An 18,675-nucleotide genomic window follows, 5' to 3' on the forward strand; every position below is an offset into this window, starting at 1 on the left:
GATCGCGGTCAATGGACAGGAATGATATGCACCAAGAGACAACTAGCTCCGATGGGTGATGAGCGCACTGGGATTGGGATCCATGGGCCAAGGACTAGTGGTGATCGATGCTGAAAAATTTCTAACCCCCCAAATTCCTAAGACCTAAAGCGCTAGTGGTTGATATCAGTCGGGTTGCAGGTGGAGTTTGTTGAATCTTTCATCCTGCTTCAGCGACTTTCAGGTCAAATTTCCCTCAACTAAGTCAGGTTGGCTGGATCAAGCGGCGACAACAATCGAAACAATAGTCGGAAATTGATTGTAAAAAATGACACAACCAGACCCCGGGAAAGTCCTAAAGACACCCTAGGTTTAGCCATGGCAATTTCGGTTCCCCAACCCAAAATCGAGGACGCATGATCGGGATCAGGGCGATCAAAATTGGGAGACCAGTCAACAGTTACAACGTGAGCAAGGGATAGGCAGAAACCGTCAATTGTTGTTGATCTTGGGTTGGGGTTGGAACTTCTGAAGTTACCCTTACCCACCCCAAGTACCTAATGGTTTGCTAACGGCCTTTTGGGATCTAGCTTACCCATTAGAAGTTGCGAGGTTTCAAACTATCCCGAACTCAGGTGAATTCAGCATGGGGGCTTAGACCACATCGGAGTTCTATTGCACCCAATAGCACCCAATGAAGCCCAATGCAGCCAAGACTGAAGTTGAATGTTTTATCTTGCTCATGCTAACGAATACGAGTCAATACTCGCCAACCCTTGCACATCGTGCCCCAATGTGGCCTGTCGGTTGGGGGAGCTGCGAGCTGGCGAAACACCCCTTGGGCAGCCCATGGCGCTGGTTCAGGGATGAATTAGGGATTAACAGCAAGTTCAGGGATGGCGGGACTTACCAGAACTTAACTCAGTTGGGCGATCGGGCATTGGTTAAGCAGGGTGCGATCGCTCAGCAAGTCTTCAACGGTGACTCGCAAGGTGCGATTGGCATCCACTTCAAAGGCCACCCGAATTCGGTCAATGCCAGGCATTCCAGGCGGATCCAGTTGAGCCAAACTGCGTGCGCCATCCCGATCATTTAGCGGTTGCACTGAGGCTTGACCGCCGATGGTTTTGGTGACCAATCGATCGCCATCAAAAAAGATTTCAGTGCGCTGTTCTTCGTCGCCCAATTCTCCAAGGATCAGTTCAATTTGGGGCTGATTTTCAATGGAAGCTCCCAAGAGCAATTCAACGGGCTTGGCGGTGGGATAAGGCTGACCTTTGGGGATGATGGGATGCCAACTGTGGCGTTTTTCCCGTTGGTTCCAATAGCGAATTCCGTAGCCGTGATAGAGAAAATCGCGCACTTCTAAGCCGCTGGCCAGTTTCAAGGCTCCTTGGGCGATCGCTTCAAAGGGGCGATCGGTGGCCACTTTTTCGGCAGGGAAATAGTTGCGAATCCAGGACTGAATGGCAGGAATTTGGCTAGTGCCACCTACTAATAACACCGCTTCGATCGACTGGGGTTCTAGTCCCTGGCGAATAGCTTGCTGAAAAATTTGATCTAACGCGCGATCAAGTTGTTGAAACAGACCCCGATCGCGCAAAATGGTTTCCAATTCCGTGCGTGAAAGGCTTAGTTCCAAGCTATTAAACGTCGCGTCATCAAAGTAGACTTCCTGGGCTGTTTCCTGATGCGAAAGGGCAATTTTGACCCGCTCCGCCAATCGCAGCAAAATTGGCGTTTTCTGGAAGGAATGACCCGCGAGATTGCCCGAGGAATTACCCAAGGCATTGCTTGGCAAATCCACCGCAGATTGCTGTTGACTCCAATAGTCCACAATCCAGTTATCCAAATCGGATCCGCCCAGGTTTAAGCCTGCTTTGGCCAAAACCCTGGCGGTTTTCACGGTTTGTTGGGAATCCTCGATGGCGCGGTTCCCCCACTTCAACAGAAACCCCAAGGGCCGGCCGGCGCTGGTGGCACTGGGGCGATCGAGCCGCACCAGGGACAGATCCAACGTGCCGCCACCAAAGTCCACCACCAACACCAAGTCCCGATCGCCTGCGCCATAGCCCAAAGCCGCCGCCGTTGGCTCATCCAGCAAACGCACCTGTTCAATTTGCCCCAAGGCCGACTGGGCAATCGCCCGGGTTAACCAATTGCGGTATTGCTCAAAACTATCCACCGGCACGGTCAAAATCAGTTGTGACCCAGCCCCTGCACCGCCCAAAAACTGCTGCTCTGTCAGGGCGCGGGCGATGGCATCTAAAAACCACTGCCCCGCCTGCTCAAAGTCCACCGATCGCCCGTCTAACTCGGGCACAAATCCTTGGACGGCGGTTCCGATCCCCCGCTTGAATCCCCGAAATAAGCGCCCATCGGCCAATTGATCCAGCCCCCGATCGCGCACTGCTTGACCAGCCACCACCTGACCTTCGGCCGCCTGGGCCACGTACAACAGGCTGGGAATGAGCGGCGGGTTGGGAGACTGTCGCACCGAAAGTCCACTGAGATCCAGGGTTTCGGGATTGCCGGTTACGGGGTTGAGATAGGTCACCACCGTGTTGCTGGTTCCAAAGTCGATCGCAATGGTCATGGCAGTGGCAAAGGTGCAATAGGGTGCGTTGGATCATGAATCCATGGCTCAGCCGACAACCAGCCAACCAACCGGGAGCAAGCCATGCTGGGGATTCAGAACTCCAATTCGGTATTGTGCCAGTTTCCCAACGGGTTTCCCAATGGCCTTTTGCCGCTGCCTTTCCCCACTGCTTTTTCCAAATTTTGGTCTCAAGCATGGCCTCAGGTGCTGCCCAAACCCCGATCGCCCCAATTTTTCGAGCCATTCGCGATCGGTTTCTGTTTTCCGCATCCCTTGGCCCGATTCTTGCGGAGTGCGATTTAATGCCAAGATTTGCGAATTAATTGCGTAATTTCACGTAGATATTTTACAAAGCGCCCGATCGCCCGGCAAATCCTGACAAATTCCGACGAATTGTCCATCCCATCCTGACTTGCAACCCCCTACTGAAATCTCGCAATCCGAAATTGAGATCTTGCAGAGAGCTTGCATGGCATGGCCGATCCATGACTTGCCAAGGCTTGCCCATCCTGAGCCTTACTGAGCCGCTGATTTCGGAACTAGAAACCAACCGATCGCGCCCGCATGGCAGGGTGAATCTATGGCAAATCCGTAGCCAATCCTGAGCCAAGCCGGAATCTCAACGACGACAGCCGATCACACCCCGCTTCAAGGTCGCTTTAATATTGCACACCCAGCGATCGACCAAAGATCGCAAGTTCATCAATTCCCATCCTGGCGCAAACGGCTTAGGGTTCTTGAGGTTAAATGATTCCAGCGCACGAATCTGGCCGAATCCTCGTAGAATCAATGGAAGTGTGCTTCCGGATAGACGGCTCTCGGCGAAGTGGCACCCCCTCGCTGAGACCCCCAGCAAACTAGCCGTCTGAGCGCGGCGCAACTGGCTTACCCCCATGCTTATGGAACGTATCGGAAAATACGCCCCCGATTTTGAAATTCCTGGGGCCGATGGCAAAGTACACCACTTTGCGACCTATCTCGGTCAATACAAAGCGGCGGTGGTGATTTTCATGTGTAATCACTGCCCCTACGTGGGGATGTATCTCGATCGGCTGAAGGCTCTGCAAGCGGAATTTGAGCCACAGGGCGTAACGCTCATCGGGATCAATGCCAATGATGCCAATCAGTTCCCCGAAGATAGCTTTGATGCGATGAAGGTCTTTGCTCGGGAGCGGGGGCTGAATTTTCCCTACCTGTGGGATCCCACCCAGGATGTGGCGGACTGCTTCGGGGCCAAGAAAACGCCCCAGGCTTTTTTAGTGGATGCCAACAGCGTGATGCGCTACATTGGCGCGGTGGATGACAGCCCCCAGGATCCATCCGTTGTCACGCAGGCTTATTTGCGGGATGCGATCACCAGTTTTTTGGATGAACAGCCGATCGCGATTGCCTTCACGGAGGCGATCGGTTGTTCTGTGAAATGGCGGCCCGGCCGATGATCGGCAGCGTTGAGCACACAGAACTTAGCCCCAACATCTCCCCAAATCTTGATCAATCTCAATCGCGCGATCAAGCGGATCAGCGACCGTTGATTTTGGGAGTTTCGGGAGCTTCGGGCTTGATCTACGCGGTGCGGGCCCTGAAGTGGCTGTTAACAGCGGGCTACGCGATCGAACTGGTGGCTTCCAAGGCGGCCCACATGGTTTGGCAGTCAGAAAACCAAGTGCAGATGCCCCTTGAACCCTTGACCCAGGAAGCTTTTTGGCGATCGCAGGCCGGCGTGCCCACCGGAGGGCAGCTCATCTGCCATCGTTTCGGCAACGTGGGGGCGACCATTGCCAGCGGTTCCTATCGCACGTTGGGCATGGTGGTGATGCCTTGCAGCATGAGCACCGTGGGCAAATTGGCAGCGGGTTTAAGCAGCGATCTCCTGGAACGGGCCGCCGATGTGCAACTGAAGGAGGGGCGACCGTTGGTGTTGGTTCCTCGGGAAACCCCTTGGAGCTTGATTCATTTGCGGAACCTGACCCAGTTGGCCGAGGCCGGCGCGGCGATCGTGCCGGCCATCCCCGCTTGGTATCACCAACCGCAATCGATTGAGGACTTGGTGGATTTTGTGGTGGCCAGGGCGCTCGATCGCCTGGCGATCGACTGTGTGCCTCTCCGGCGCTGGCAAGGGGGCAACGAAACGCCCGAAGACTTGCCGGGCTAAACCCCCTTGTTGAACTTTTTGCAGCCATTCTCATTTTTCAGGGATTCCCAATTACAAACCCAAGGCCAGACCGCTCCGCATCCCTCCTCCAGCGGAAGCACTCCCATCGGCCCCAATCCGAGCTAGGTTGGTTGAACGGCCAGGTCACGAAACAGCTAAGGTCGTCCGGAGAAGGAGAGAGAGCGGGTAATGGCGCGCCTGTTGGGATTGCTACTGTTGGTGGTGGGGTTGCTGTTGTTAGCAGCTCAAAACCCCTTGCCCCTGCTGCCTTTGGTGGTGTTTGGCCGGCCGATGGTGGTTTTGCCGTTGGGGTGGTGGCTGGCTGGGGCGGTGGCTGCGGGGGCCGCAACGATGGGCCTGATTGGCCTGTTGGTTCAATTGGGCCGGCCGCCTCGCCGTCCGGTGATCGATCGACGGCCAGCCCCCGAATCCGAGCAGTCTCGATCGCCCCGTCAGCGTTTGATTAATCAGCCCTTAGGCGATGAGTTGGAGGACGAGTGGGGCAGCGGGGAATCGGCCAACGAGGGCCAAGCGAAAGGTCAACCGGGCAACGCCTCTTGGCGATCGCATCTGTTTTCCCTGCAAGCGGAACCGCGCCCTTCTGCAACTGCCGCCGAACTGGAGCAGGAATTGGCCGATTGGACTGTGCCCGATCGCCCGCAGAAAGGTTGGAATCACGATCCGGAGTGGGATGAATGGTCAGAAGCGGCTCCCGACAGCAACCGAACCCAGCCGAGTCCGCCCCGATCGAACCCATCGCCGCCTCAGGATCGTCCCCGATCGACCAATCGGATCGATCGCCCCTTTGACCCCGACCCGGCCCCGGCTCGCCCCCAAGCCCCTCAGGCCGCCCCCCCAAAACCAGAACCTAAGCCCCTTGAAGCGCCCGCTCGCCCCGCTGCCACCCGCCGCGAAGGAACCAGCTACTCCATTCGCTATCAACGGGACGAGGACGATTTAGCAGAACCAGCAGCAGAAGCACCCAAAAAAGTAGAAGCACCAAAAGTAGAAGCACCCGCAAGATCGGCAGCACCACCCAAGGCCGATCGCGCCGCAACGGCCCAAGGCACAGAACCTTCAAAGCCAGAATCAGAATTGCCGCCGCCCGCCGAGCGATCGCGCTCCGTCACCGATGCGGAATATCGCGTTCTGACTCCCCCCGCCCCCCAATCCGCCGCCCCTCAGGTCAACGATTGGGATCGATCGGCCCCCGATGATGACTGGGACGACAATTGGTAGAGCTTGAATTGGTAGAGCTTGAATTGATAGAACTTGAATTGGTAGAACTTGCACTCGCCATTCAACGCCCATTCAACCCAAAGCCAATCAAACTCAATACTCAATACAAAGGGGCCGTCGCGATCGCAACGGCCCCCTCAATTTCGTGGCAATCCCTAAACCAACTCAGCCATTCCAGCCCAAAACCGGGGTAGGAGCTGAATCCTCAAGGTTTAGTAGGTTTCCACGTGCCAGCGCTCTTCCTTGCGCATCTGCTTCTGATAATCCGCCCAGTTCACACCAAACTTAGACGCGGCCGCCGACATCCCCTCATCAATGCCCGGCTCCATCCCGCGCAGACCGCAGATGTAAACATGGGTATTGGGTTGTTGCACCAACGCCCACAGCTCATCCGCATTTTCCTTAATGCGGTCTTGGATATACATCTTGCCGCCTTGGGCGTTCTTCTGTTCCCGGGAAATGGCGTAGGTAATCCGGCAGTGGTCAGGGTTTTCCGCCTGCATTTTTTCCAGATCGTCCTTGTACAGGACGTTGCCGGTATAAGCCACACCAAAGAACAGCCAAGCAAGACCCTTGAATTGATAATCCGGGTTGTTTTCCTTAAACATCCGCCACAGGAAGGCGCGGAACGGTGCAATCCCGGTTCCAGTCCCCATCATGATGATGTTGGCACTTGGATCCACGGGCAACAGCATTTCCTTGCCCACGGGCCCCGTGATGGTCACGTCATCGCCGGGCTTCACATTGCAAAGGAAGGTGGAGCAAACCCCTTCAACCCGCTCGCCCGCATCGTTGGTGTAAACCAATTGGCGAACACAGAGGGAAACCGTTTTGTCATCGAGCAAGTCACCATGCTGCGTCGAGGCGATCGAGTACAAACGCAGCTTGTTGGGTTTGCCGTTCTTGTCCGTTCCGGGCGGGATAATGCCGATGCTTTGGCCTTCCAGATAGCGCAGGTTGCCGCCGCTCAGGTCAAAGGTGATGTGTTGCACCACCCCTTCGCCACCTTCGCGCACCAGACCTTCATTGGAAATCACCTTGCCCGTGAAGGGATTTTTGGGCTTGTAGGTGTTGACCGGTACATCAGTGGGGAAAATATGCTCATGGCTGACGGCGGCGGGCGGCTCGGCCGGAGCACTCGGGGTCGGTTCCGGAGCGGCGGCGGCGGCCACCGGAGCGGCTGGGGTCAAGCCATCATGGCCCGAATCCACGGTCACCGCCACAATGTTGACGATTTTGCCCCCGAGCCGAGCGATGCGACGCATGAAATCATTCATGCGGCTGTAGGGCACGTTAAAGAACACGCTGCCACTCTTGCGAATCGCGTAACCGTTTTTATCGGATTCACTGCTTTGACGTAACCCGGTTACTTCGTAACGAAATACGCGGTTTCCGGCAGTTGTGTTGCTGGCGCTCCCGGCTGCACTGGGACTATACATGACTTGCTATGACTCTAATCAACGTTTAGGAGTGGGTTTCGATCTGCAAAGATTTTAGCCCCTCTGATGCAAGGCCTTCGCTGGGATTCGAGAAACGGTTGCGCTTGCGGGGGCAATGGCAGCTCGCTGGCCAGGTAAAGAATGGGGCGATCGGCCAGGCAAGACCCCCATTAACCTAAACTTGCACGAACGATATCAGTCTGATACGCTACTGACGGTTCGCTTGGTAAAAATACTTAACGAACTATTAATTTTAGACAACGTGCTCGTTAAACAACTTGTGCGATCGCAACGTTGCGGTTAACGCTTGCGGAAGTTGCTTGGGGAGCACTGGTTTCCAGCAATCCTTTGGTCACCAATCCCCTGGTAACCGGCTTCCGGTAATGCCTTTCGGCAATGCCCTGCTTCCGGTAATGCGTTGATGACCGATCGCGGTTTCGTTATTTCGCAACGGTAACTTCGCAACGGTCACCCAGCAATTGACGAAACAGTTCGATCGGCTCCGGCCCTGCACATCGCTGGTCGCAGCGATCGCGACAGGTCAATGGCCGCTTCATTGGGGTCTCGAATCAGCACTTGCTGCCCTCTCCTTTGGAGATCATCAATGGCCGATTCATTTCCCAAAGCAACGGTTCTCGGTGTAATTCATGCCCTTGGGGTTCATGCCAAATAGAGCGCAGACCCGATGTCGTGCATGATTTTGATCGAGTCGCTTTGATCGTGCATCAATTGACTGCGATAATTGCAGGGATTTTCTTAGGCGTTGTTCGCTGCCGAGCACGCCACACATCCCAGCCAAAGTGTCTAGTGATATAGAGGAAACTTATGACCAGCAAGCCAGATCGCGTCGTCTTAATTGGTGTGGCCGGCGATTCCGGGTGCGGTAAATCGACCTTTTTGCGTCGCCTAGAAGACTTGTTCGGCGCAGAGTTAATGACCGTGATCTGTCTGGACGATTACCACAGTCTAGACCGCAAGCAACGTAAGGAAGCGGGTGTGACGGCTCTGGATCCGAGAGCCAATAACTTTGATCTGATGTATGAGCAGATCAAAGCCCTTAAGAATGGCGAAACCATCAATAAGCCCATCTACAACCACGAAACCGGCCTGATCGATCCGCCGGAAGTGGTACACCCCAACCACATTGTGGTGATTGAGGGCTTGCACCCGCTCTATGACGAGCGCGTTCGCAGTCTGTTGGACTTTAGCGTCTACCTCGATATCAGCGATGAGGTGAAAATCGCTTGGAAGATTCAACGCGACATGGCTGAACGGGGTCACACCTATGAGGATGTGCTGACCGCGATCGAGGCCCGTCGTCCGGACTTTGAAGCTTACATTGACCCGCAGAAGACCCATGCCGATGTGGTGCTGCAAATTCTGCCGACGCAGTTGATTGCCAACGACGAAGAGCGCAAGATCCTGCGGGTGCGGATGATGCAACGCACGGGTGTTGAAGGATTCGAGCCGGTGTATCTGTTTGATGAAGGCTCCACGATTCACTGGACTCCCTGCGGCCGCAAGCTGACCTGCTCTTACCCCGGCATGAAGCTGTTCTATGGGCCTGACACCTACTACGGCAACCAAGTTTCGGTGCTGGAAGTAGATGGCCAGTTCGAGAATCTCGAAGAGATGATCTACGTAGAGAGCCACCTGAGCAACACCTCTGCGAAGTACTACGGCGAAATGACGGAGCTGTTGCTGAAGCACCGCGACTACCCCGGCTCGAACAATGGTTCGGGTCTGTTCCAAGTGCTGACGGGTCTGAAGATGCGGGCGGCCTATGAGCGTTTGACCCAAAAGACGCTGGTGGGTGTGGGTCTGTAAGCGTTCTGAATTCTGGCCTCGAAGCTGGTTCGAGACTAGGCTGAGGAAACAGATAGAAACCCGCCTCGAAGCAGGTTTGGAAACTCAATTTCTGGATCCTTTTCGTTGAAATCCGGGGATCTGAAACAATTTGAAGATAATGGTGGGGATGTTCCATGGGGACATCCTCCTTTTTTGTCGATCGGAATGTCGATCGGGGTGGAGATCGAAGTGGCGATCGAGGTGGTGATATTGGATTGATGATTTTGTTGATTAAGCTAGGACATGAGCGCAGGACAAACTGGACGCAGCGAGGCTGATGGGCTGACCAAAGCCTGATAAAAGGGGTTGGGGCCGCGCGATCGGGTTGCCCAACGGCCACAAAGGAACGAAGCGAATGGGTTTGGTGGGAGGACAGACAGGCGATGGCATCGGCGGCAGCCCAAGGCGGTTGTCGTTGCGTTGGCTGCTGGGGCTGGGGGTGGTGCTGCCGGTGGGGGTGGCGTTGGTGATTAGCCAGGGGATTTATGGCTGGCAGGTGCGCGATTTAAGCGATCGCACGGCCCAACGATGGCAGCAGGTGTTGGGGGCCCGGGCTAGCGATCGACTGGTGAGCCACTTGCAAGGTGCAATTCAGCTTAATCAATCCTTGGGCGATGGGGCCCGCTGGGGCCAGTGGGCCCAAAGTCCCCAAGACCTGGAGCGTTGGCTGTGGCAACAGTCCCAGCGATCACGGGCCCTGCGATTTGCGGCCTTTGGCCGAGACAATGGGGCCCTGACGGCGGTGGAACGCACGGAAACGGGATCTTTGCTGCTGTGGGCTGCGCCGCCGAAACCGAATCAGGGGCTGGCCATTTACAACACCAACAGCCAAGGAGATCGATCGGGTCTGCTGCGCAGCCAGGGCGATTTTGCGATCGAGCGGGAGGCTTGGTTTCGGGCAGCCACCTTGGCGGGCCGGCCCACTTGGTTTCTGTGGCCCCTGAGCGAACAGACGGCAACCCCGATCGCGGCGATCGCGGAGCCGGTGGTGGGGGCCGATGGCCGGCGCTTGGGGGTGTCGGTGTCGGCGGTGTCTTTGCAACCGTTGGGGGTGGAACTGGCCCAGTTGGGGGATGTGGATGTGGCGGTGGTCGATCGATCAGGGCAACTGTTGGCCCTGAGTGAGCGATCGACCCAGGCCGGTCAGCCGCCAGCCCGCAATCGCTGGCCCCTGTTGCTGGAGCGTTGGCAGCAGGCCAGCGGCCCCTTGGAACAGTGGGATGGGGAGCGATCGACCACAATTCGCCTGGGCAACCAAACCTATCGCCTTTGGGCCCAACCTCTGAAGAATCCGAATTTACCTAACTGGGTGGTGTTGGTGGCCGCCCCGATCGATAGCCTCAGCGATCCGGGCAGCAATGCCCTCACCGTCGCCGTTCTTTTCCTTTCCCTGGGCTGTGCCCTGGGTGTGGCCTGGTTGTTGCTGCGGCTGATTGAACAACCCTTGGCCCGGTTTTCCCAAACGGCCCAAACCATGGCCAGCGGTCACATTACGGGCCCCATTGAACCCACGGGTCTGCGAGAGCTAGATGAAGCGGCCCGCCAAGTGCGGCTGATGATGCGGGAGTTGCGGGCGGCCATGGCGGCCTTTGAGCGCGATCGGGACACCCTCCAAGAACGCATCCGCGAACGCACCAGCGCCCTCAGCCTTTCCGAAACCAAGTTTTCCAAAATCTTTTACGCCAGCCCCAGCGGCATTTGTCTGATGCAACTGGATAACAGTTGCGTTTTGGACTTCAACGACAGTTTCCTCGACATTTTTGGCTATAGCTTCGAGGAAATGATGGGCTTTGCCAGCATGGAATTCAACATCTGGCTGCGGGCGGAAGATCGCCTGGCCGTGATGCAGGCCCTGCAACGGGGCAGCAGCATCCGCAACCAGGAAATTCCAGTCCGCACCAAGGGCCGAGATATCCGCACGGTGCTGCTGTCGGCGGAGTTGCTCTATCTCCACGGAATGGAATGCGCCCTGTTGGTAGTCCATGACATCACGGACTACAAAGGCCTAGAAGAAGACCTGCGCTATTCCCAACAGCGCCTGGAGGAAATGGAGCGGCGGCGGGCCTTGGCGCTGTTGGAGGTGTCCCGCGATGAGTTGCGATCGACCCTAGAGAAGCTGGAAACGGTTCTTGGCTCCGTACGCGATGCCCTCGTTTGGACGGATCCAGCGGGCAAGGTGCAATGGTGTAATCCTGCCTTTGAGCGGTTAGTCCAGCAGTCCCATGAGCAAGTCATTGGCCAAGATTTAATTGACTGCTTGCCTCTGATCCATCGTGGCAAACAACTGCCCGCACCTCTGCATCCGGTCACCCGGGCGTTGGAAATCGGTTCGGGCAACACGGCTTATGAATTTCACAACTCAGCAGGCGATCGCTATTCCCTGGAAATTGCTTGGTCTAATGTGACGCTACCGGATCCCGACGGCGCACCCAACCACAACCAAACCAGTGCCGTTCTGGCGATTCGAGACATCACCGAGCGCAAGCGGCTGATTGCCGAGGTGCTGCGGGCCAAGCGCTTCATCGACGGCATCATTGAACATATTCCGTTGGCGGTTTATGTCAAGGATGTGCGGCAGAATTTCCGGTTTGTGCTCTGGAATCGAGCCAGCGAAAAGCTCTTTGGCATTCCGCGCGATCGGGCATTGGGCAAAAACGCCGATGATTTGTTTCCCATTAAGCGAGCCACCACCATCCTGGAACAGGACGTGCAGGCCGTGGAAGAACGGCGCGAGCTGGAAATTCCCGAAGAGCAGGTGACTGGGCCCAATGAATCCCTGGTGTTGCGCACGGTGAAAGTGCCGCTGTTTGATCCCAACGGAGGCGTGGCATATCTGCTTTGCATTACGGACAACATCACCCAGCGCAAACAGGCGGAACAGGCCCTCAGTGAAAGCCAAGCCCAATTCCGAATGCTGACGGAACAGGCCAGCGGCGACCTGATGTTGGTGCATGACGTGCATGGGCAAATTTTGGATGCGAACCAACAGGTTTGCACCGTGTTGGGCTACTCCAAGGCGGAGTTGCTGCAAATGAATGTGCGGGCGATCGACACCCTGGCTTCCTTGGATCAGCACGATCGAATCTGGGCCATGATGAAACCGGGGCAACCCGTGACCGTGGAAGGCATGTATCGCTGCAAGAGCGGCCGCACTTTGCCCGTGGAAACTCGGGTGGGAATGCGCGAATCCCAAGGCCAGAAAATTTTCCTGGCGATGGCCCGGGATGTGACCGATCGCAAGCAAATGGAAGAGGCCTTGCAACGGGCCGAAGAAAACTACCGCAGCATTGTGGAAAACGCGGTGGAAGGGATTTTTCAGTGCGCCCCCCATGGTCAGTTTTTGGGGGGTAACCAATCCTTGGCCAAGATGTTTGGCTTTGACTCGATCGAGGAAATGCTCGGCCCCTTGGGCTTAAACCGCACCCGCCGATTCTATGTGGATCCAGAACGATGGGGCAGCTTCCTCACGGTCATTGCCGATCGAGGCACGATCTATAACTTTGAGTCGCAAGTGTTCGATCGCGATGGCGATACCTTTTGGGTTTCCGAAAATGCCCGCACGGTGTTCGATGGGGATGGGCGACTGCTGTATTACGAAGGCACGATCCAAAACATCACCGAGCGCAAACAGGCGGAAGAAGCCCTGGTGATGGAGCAAGAAAAGTCCGATCGCCTGTTGCTGAACATTTTGCCCAAGGCGATCGCCGAGCGCCTCAAACAGGGCGAAGGATCCTTGGCGGAACAATATGCCGAAGCAACTATTCTGTTTGCCGATTTGGTTGGTTTCACGCCCGTTTCTGCCCAAATGCGCCCGATCGAGCTAGTGAACCTCCTCAATCAAATCTTCTCCACCTTTGACCAACTGGCCGAAAACCACGACCTCGAAAAAATCAAAACCGTCGGGGACGAATACATGGCCGTGGGCGGCTTGCCCGTCCCCAAGCCCGACCATGTGCAAGCCGTGGCCCAACTGGCCTTGGACATGCAAGCGGCCATCTCCAAATTCACCACCCCCAGTGGCAAGCCTTTCCAAATTCGGATTGGGATCAACACCGGCTCCGTGGTGGCCGGGGTGATTGGCATCAAGAAATTTGCCTACGACCTGTGGGGCGACACGGTGAACGTGGCCAGCCGCATGGAAACCCAGGGGGAACCCGGCAAAATTCAGGTTACCGAAGCGGTTTACGAAATTTTGCGCCAAGAATTCCTCTTAGAGCCGCGCGGTGAACTGGAAGTTAAAGGACGCGGCATGATGACCACCTATTGGCTCTTAGGTCGTAAACCCCAATCTCAAAGCGAAACGGATGAGGCCGAGGCCATGTCTATTTTCAGTAATTAGCAATGAATAGCAAACAAGCGGGTTGGCCAATGGCAAATAATGAATAGATCATTGGCAAATCATTGGCAAGTTAATCACTAGCAAATGGCTGGCGATCAAGGCGCTAGTCATGAGTCGATGATCGCTGGTTCATGCTTGCAATGTTGCTGTCACGAATGAATCGCAATCATGGTTACCAGCAAACGGCAATGATTAGCAGTTACGAAGCCATGATGGAGCAATTCTGAGTGACAGTTCATGAACTTGAGTTTTTCTTTTCAAAGAATTTGGGTTATGAAGGATAAGGAACGGCAGTCTGAGTGATCACCGAGGTATTTTCAGCCATCTCAGGTATTGATCAGCACCGATTCTGATGGGCGATCGATCCATAGGTAATTTCCCTGATGGCCCCGATCGCCCCAATGCTTCCCCTCCCCAGAACGCTACTTTCTAGAAGGCTTGCCCATGTCTTGTGTTGCATCTCGTGAATACAAAGTGATTTTGCAGGCTAATCAATTTACCGATCGAGCGGCTGGAGTCGATCGATTTTGGTTAGTTGTGCGCAACCTTGCAGAAGGTTTGGGACTGAAGGTGACAGGCGAACTCAGCGAATTGGTGAAGCGGGAAGTGGTGTTTTTGGACACACCAGAACATGACCTACTCGACACCGGCTACATCGTGCGCCGTCGGGTGGAACTGAAGGCCGGCAAACCCGCCCGCACGAAGGTGATGCTGAAGTATCGATCGCCCGATCGCTACATTGCCTGGGGTGCAGATGTTTCCACCCCCACGCTCAAGGGCGAAACCAAATTTGAAGAGGACATTGTTCCCCCCTTCCGCAGTCAGTTTTCCCATTCCACGAGTGCCGTTGTGGAATCAGCAAATTGGACAACGATCGGGGACTTGGCCACCAACTTCCCGGGGGTTGATTCCCTGGAGCTATCGGCCAGCAAACCCTTGACCGTTGTGAATCAGTTTGTTGCCAAAGAGTTTGTGCAACGCGGGGCGATCATTGACTTTGGCAAACAGGACGCAGAAGTGGCCCTCACCGCCTGGTATGTAGACCCCGAGCGCCAAAAGCAGCCTTCAGTGGTTGAGTTTTCTTTTGCTTACGGAGAAGACGCGGAAAACTTCTCCGCCCGCAGCGCTCTCCGGGCCAAAAAACTGTTTGATGGACTCCAATCCCTCACCGATTGGTATGACCCGAAGGCTATTACTAAAACACAGTTTGCCTACCAGTTTTCGGGCTAATTTTCTGGTTGGCTTTTGGTTGTCTGGTTGGTTTTCTAGTTAATCTTCTAGTTAATCAGCCAAACTCATTCACCGGGAAGATAATTGGTTGGCAAATCAGTTAATTCACATCAGTTAATTCACACTAAATCAGTGCTGAATTGGCGATGAATTGATGGTGATTTATTCTGAGTTTGCACTTGTGAATGAGTTACCGATGAACTAGCTGACAATAGACTAGTCACTAACTAACAAGTTGCCAACCAAACAAGTTGCCAAACACCCCATCTTTCCAATCACTGACAAGGCTCATGGAAACGCTCGATGCTGGTTTGCAGTTCCTTTATGGTTGGATGCCCATCCTAGCGGCCCTCGCAGGCATCTGGATTTGGCAACGCTATGGCCAATTGGGCTGGGGTTTGTTTGGCACGATCGCCCTGTTGCAATTCGTTGCTCCCTACGTTTGGCCAGCGGTGGCCCTGGGCGCTTCTAACGATCGCGTGAACTGGTTTGCGATCGCCCTGGTGTCGTTTTGGTCTGCTGGCATTTGGCAACAATTCCAAGAACAACGGGCGAAAAAGTTGGATGTTGAATCTGCTCCCAATCGCCCCGCCCTCGATGCATCCAGTCACTCTGATGAGTCTTGATGCCCAGAAGCAATGCCCAGAAGTAATGCTTAGAAGTGATGCCGCAATGCCCAAAAGCATTGACCCTTTTTCAACCTCCCTCGCGGTCTCTTGGCTTGACCACCGCCTAACACCATGTCTGCCTCTGCCAGTTTCCTTAGCCCCGATAAACGTCAGCGAAAGATTCGGTATATCCTGTGGCTGACGCTGCTGCTGAATCTTTTGGTGTTGGTGATCAAAGCCCTCGTAGGTTGGGCCACCGGTTCCCTGAGCCTGTTGGCCGATGCCCTGCACAGCGTGACAGATAGCGCCAGCAACGTGCTGGGGTTGGTTACCAGCCAGCTCGCCGATCCTCGCCCCGATCGGGAACATCCCTACGGTCACCAAAAATACGAAGCCCTGGGAGCCTTGGGGATCGCTGCGTTTTTGGGAGTGGCTTGCTTTGAAATTACGCAAGGGGCGATCGAGCGATTAACCGGCCAGGGCGAGGCCGTGAACGTCTCCGGCCCTGCGATCGGGCTGACCGTGCTGGTGTTGGGGATCAATATTTTGGTGGCCCTCTACGAACGCCATTGGGGCCAAAAGCTCCACAGCAACATTCTGCTAGCCGACGCTCGCCACACCATGGGTGACGTATGGATCACGATGACCGTGATTGGGGGGTTATTGGGCGTTTGGTGGGGACAGCGCTGGCTGGATGTGGCCCTGGCGTTCCCCGTGGCCCTGTTGGTGTTCAAGAGTGGCTGGGATGTGTTGCGATCGAACCTGCCTTGGTTGATTGATGCCATGGCTGTTCCCCCCGAAGAAATTCACAGTCTGGTGATGAGCGTGCCGGGTGTGGTCAATTGCCACGACATCGCCTCACGGGGCGTATTGGGGCGGCAAGTCTTTATGGAAATGCATTTGGTGGTGGAGGCGGAGGACGTGCGCCGGGCCCACGACATCACGGAAGCGGTGGAGTCAGCCCTTTGCGATCACTACCATCCCGTGCGCATGACCATCCATGTGGAACCCAACGGTTATCAGAGTGATCAGTTGACCTACAGCATGGACTCACTCACCCATAAGGAAGTTTAAAGAAGATTTAATAATTGGTTAAAAATCCTGAGTTTTCCACAAGAGCGGCCGAGTTTTCCACAGAAAATGTTTAGTTTTCCACAGGATAACCGTCCCCGCATCAACGAATTGAGCGGGGAAATTGGGGAGCGATCGGTTTAATTGGGGAAATTTCGTTAAGCTGAAGGGTTTGCTTTGGAGAGCACCTGGTTCGATCGACCTCAAGGGATCTCGATCAAGCTCCGTGAATCGAGGTTAATCGAGACCAATCAAGATTAATCAAGGTCGATCGAGCCAACCCCTAATCAGCCCTACTCCCACTCGATCGTGCCCGGCGGCTTGGAGGTCACATCATAGACCACCCGGTTGACCCCTTCCACCTCGTTCACAATCCGGTTGGAAATGGTCTCCAGCAAATCGTAAGGAACCCTGGCCCAATCGGCCGTCATGCCGTCTTCGCTGGTCACCATCCGCAGCACGATCGGGTAGGCATAGGTGCGCTTATCGCCCATCACCCCCACACTACGCACGGGCAACAACACCGCAAACGCCTGCCAAACATCGTTGTAAAGGCCAGCGCGGTTAATTTCTTGCCGCACAATCAAATCCGCATCCCGCAGAATATCCAGCCGCTCATCGGTGATTTCGCCCAAGATCCGAATGGCCAAGCCCGGCCCGGGGAAGGGCTGCCGCTTCACGATCTCTTCGGGCAAGCCGAGGGCCCGGCCCACCTTGCGTACTTCATCTTTGAACAGCTTCCGCAGCGGTTCCACCAGCTTGAAGCGCAAGTTGTCTGGCAACCCGCCCACGTTGTGGTGGCTCTTGATTTTCACGGCAACGCGCTCGCCGGTTTTGGGATCCATGTTGGTGTCCGCCGACTCAATCACGTCGGGGTACAGGGTTCCCTGCGCCAGGTAATCGAAGGGGCCCAAGCGGGTGGATTCTTCTTCAAAGACGGCAATGAATTCATGGCCAATGATTTTGCGCTTCTGCTCAGGATCGGAAACTCCATCCACGGCATTGATGAAGCGGCGACGGGCGTTGACATATTCCACGGGAATGTGAAATTCCTCTTGGAACAGCTTCAACAGGCGCTCTGGCTCGCCTTTGCGCATAAAGCCCTGGTCAATGAACATGCAGGTGAGGTTGTCCCCGATCGCCTTGTGCAGCAAAAAGGCCAAGGTGGAAGAGTCAACCCCGCCCGACAGGGCCAACAGCACCCGCTTATCGCCCACGCGGGCCCGCACTTCGCGCACGGACTCTTCCACAAAGGCTTCCGTGGTCCAGGTGGGTTGGCAATGGCAGATGTGATAAACAAAGTTGCGAATTAGGGCCGCGCCTCCGACGGAATGCACCACTTCCGGGTGGAATTGCACGCCGTAGAGTTTGCGTTGGTGATCGGCGATCGCGGCGCAGGGGGTGTTGTCCGTGTGGGCCAAAACCTCAAACCCGCTGGGCAACTGGGTGCAAGAATCGCCGTGGCTCATCCACATGGTGGAACCATCTTCCACGTTGGTGAGCAAGTCGGTGGGATCATCCACAAACAGGGCCGCTTTGCCATATTCGCCCCGATCGGCTGCTTCCACGAGGCCGCCCAACTGCTGCACCATCAACTGCATTCCGTAGCAAACGCCCAGCACAGGAACGCCCAGGTTCCAGAGTTCCGGGTCGCACAGGGGCGCACCATCGGCATAGACGGAACTGGGGCCGCCAGACAGAATGATGCCCTTGGGGCTAAGTTGTCGCAGTTGCTCTGCGGAGGTGCGATAGGACAGAACTTCGGAATAAACCTGGGTTTCGCGAATCCGACGGGCAATCAGTTCGGAATATTGGGAGCCAAAGTCCAAAATGGCGATGAACTGGCGATTGACTCGGGAGTCAGGAGCGGCGACGGTGGGCGATAGGGTTTCGGTAGTCACGGGTCGTCAGCGAGAAGGTAGACGGAATAGCATATCGGACAGCCTCGCTGCCAGCGGCCATTTTGATGAAGAAATCAATAGGGGCGATCAGGCTAGGCCAGTCAGTTACCGTGACTGCCAAGGCAGGGTGCTGCGGCCCGACGCTAGGTTATGAAAACTGGTTGATCCGAAAAATCCGCAAAGTCCGAAAGATTGGACTCAGGATTGGACTCAGGATTGGACTAAAAAATTTATAAATTGCGGCGGCTGAATGGAAGGCCCTGAGCTGGT

Annotated in this window: 11 protein-coding genes; 8 read left to right on the forward strand and 3 right to left on the reverse strand. The window is 55.5% G+C overall.

Annotated elements, in window-relative coordinates; all coding sequences use genetic code 11:
* Positions 1–895 precede the first annotated feature (895 nt).
* Positions 896–2,575: an Hsp70 family protein gene (locus ACZA91_RS06495; protein ID WP_463185407.1), complete on the reverse strand. Its 1,680-nt coding sequence runs from the start codon at positions 2,573–2,575 to the stop codon at positions 896–898.
* An 896-nt stretch (positions 2,576–3,471) separates the two neighbouring features.
* On the opposite strand from ACZA91_RS06495, the gene ACZA91_RS06500 reads away from it, so the two are divergent.
* The 3 genes from ACZA91_RS06500 to ACZA91_RS06510 all read left to right on the forward strand — a co-directional run bounded on the left by ACZA91_RS06500 (position 3,472) and on the right by ACZA91_RS06510 (position 5,969).
* Positions 3,472–4,017, forward strand: a complete 546-nt coding sequence (locus tag ACZA91_RS06500) for a thioredoxin family protein (RefSeq protein ID WP_242027746.1) — start codon at positions 3,472–3,474, stop codon at positions 4,015–4,017.
* Entirely contained in the window at positions 4,014–4,730 is a 717-nt protein-coding gene (locus ACZA91_RS06505) for a flavin prenyltransferase UbiX (RefSeq protein WP_463185410.1), read from the forward strand. The genes ACZA91_RS06500 and ACZA91_RS06505 overlap by 4 nt, the downstream gene beginning before the upstream one ends.
* Before the next feature lie 189 nt (positions 4,731–4,919).
* Positions 4,920–5,969, forward strand: a complete 1,050-nt coding sequence (locus tag ACZA91_RS06510; protein WP_190530853.1) for a hypothetical protein — start codon at positions 4,920–4,922, stop codon at positions 5,967–5,969.
* A gap of 212 nt (positions 5,970–6,181) precedes the next feature.
* Here ACZA91_RS06510 and petH read toward each other — a convergent pair whose 3' ends face one another.
* Complete coding sequence (gene petH, locus ACZA91_RS06515) at positions 6,182–7,408, reverse strand: ferredoxin--NADP reductase (protein WP_190530852.1); 1,227 nt, start codon at positions 7,406–7,408, stop codon at positions 6,182–6,184.
* An 825-nt stretch (positions 7,409–8,233) separates the two neighbouring features.
* On the opposite strand from petH, the gene ACZA91_RS06520 reads away from it, so the two are divergent.
* The 5 genes from ACZA91_RS06520 (at position 8,234) to cdf31 (ending at position 16,507) form a co-directional block, all read left to right on the forward strand.
* Complete coding sequence (locus ACZA91_RS06520) at positions 8,234–9,235, forward strand: phosphoribulokinase (protein WP_099532239.1); 1,002 nt, start codon at positions 8,234–8,236, stop codon at positions 9,233–9,235.
* A gap of 376 nt (positions 9,236–9,611) precedes the next feature.
* Positions 9,612–13,595: a PAS domain S-box protein gene (locus ACZA91_RS06525; protein ID WP_463185414.1), complete on the forward strand. Its 3,984-nt coding sequence runs from the start codon at positions 9,612–9,614 to the stop codon at positions 13,593–13,595.
* A gap of 444 nt (positions 13,596–14,039) precedes the next feature.
* A complete protein-coding gene (locus tag ACZA91_RS06530; RefSeq protein ID WP_463185416.1) occupies positions 14,040–14,825 on the forward strand; it encodes a hypothetical protein in 786 nt (261 codons plus the stop codon).
* Positions 14,826–15,115: 290 nt separating this feature from the next.
* On the forward strand, positions 15,116–15,451 hold the full coding sequence (locus ACZA91_RS06535) for a hypothetical protein (protein WP_463185419.1): 336 nt from the start codon (positions 15,116–15,118) through the stop codon (positions 15,449–15,451).
* A gap of 114 nt (positions 15,452–15,565) precedes the next feature.
* Positions 15,566–16,507, forward strand: a complete 942-nt coding sequence (gene cdf31 / locus ACZA91_RS06540) for a CDF family zinc efflux transporter Cdf31 (RefSeq protein ID WP_099532243.1) — start codon at positions 15,566–15,568, stop codon at positions 16,505–16,507.
* Between the two features lie 290 nt (positions 16,508–16,797).
* Here the strand turns inward: cdf31 and guaA are convergent, their stop codons facing one another.
* Positions 16,798–18,405, reverse strand: a complete 1,608-nt coding sequence (gene guaA, locus ACZA91_RS06545) for a glutamine-hydrolyzing GMP synthase (protein ID WP_099532244.1) — start codon at positions 18,403–18,405, stop codon at positions 16,798–16,800.
* Between the last annotated feature and the right edge of the window lie 270 nt (positions 18,406–18,675).

It is taken from the genome of Limnothrix sp. CMB-01, from assembly GCF_055193175.1.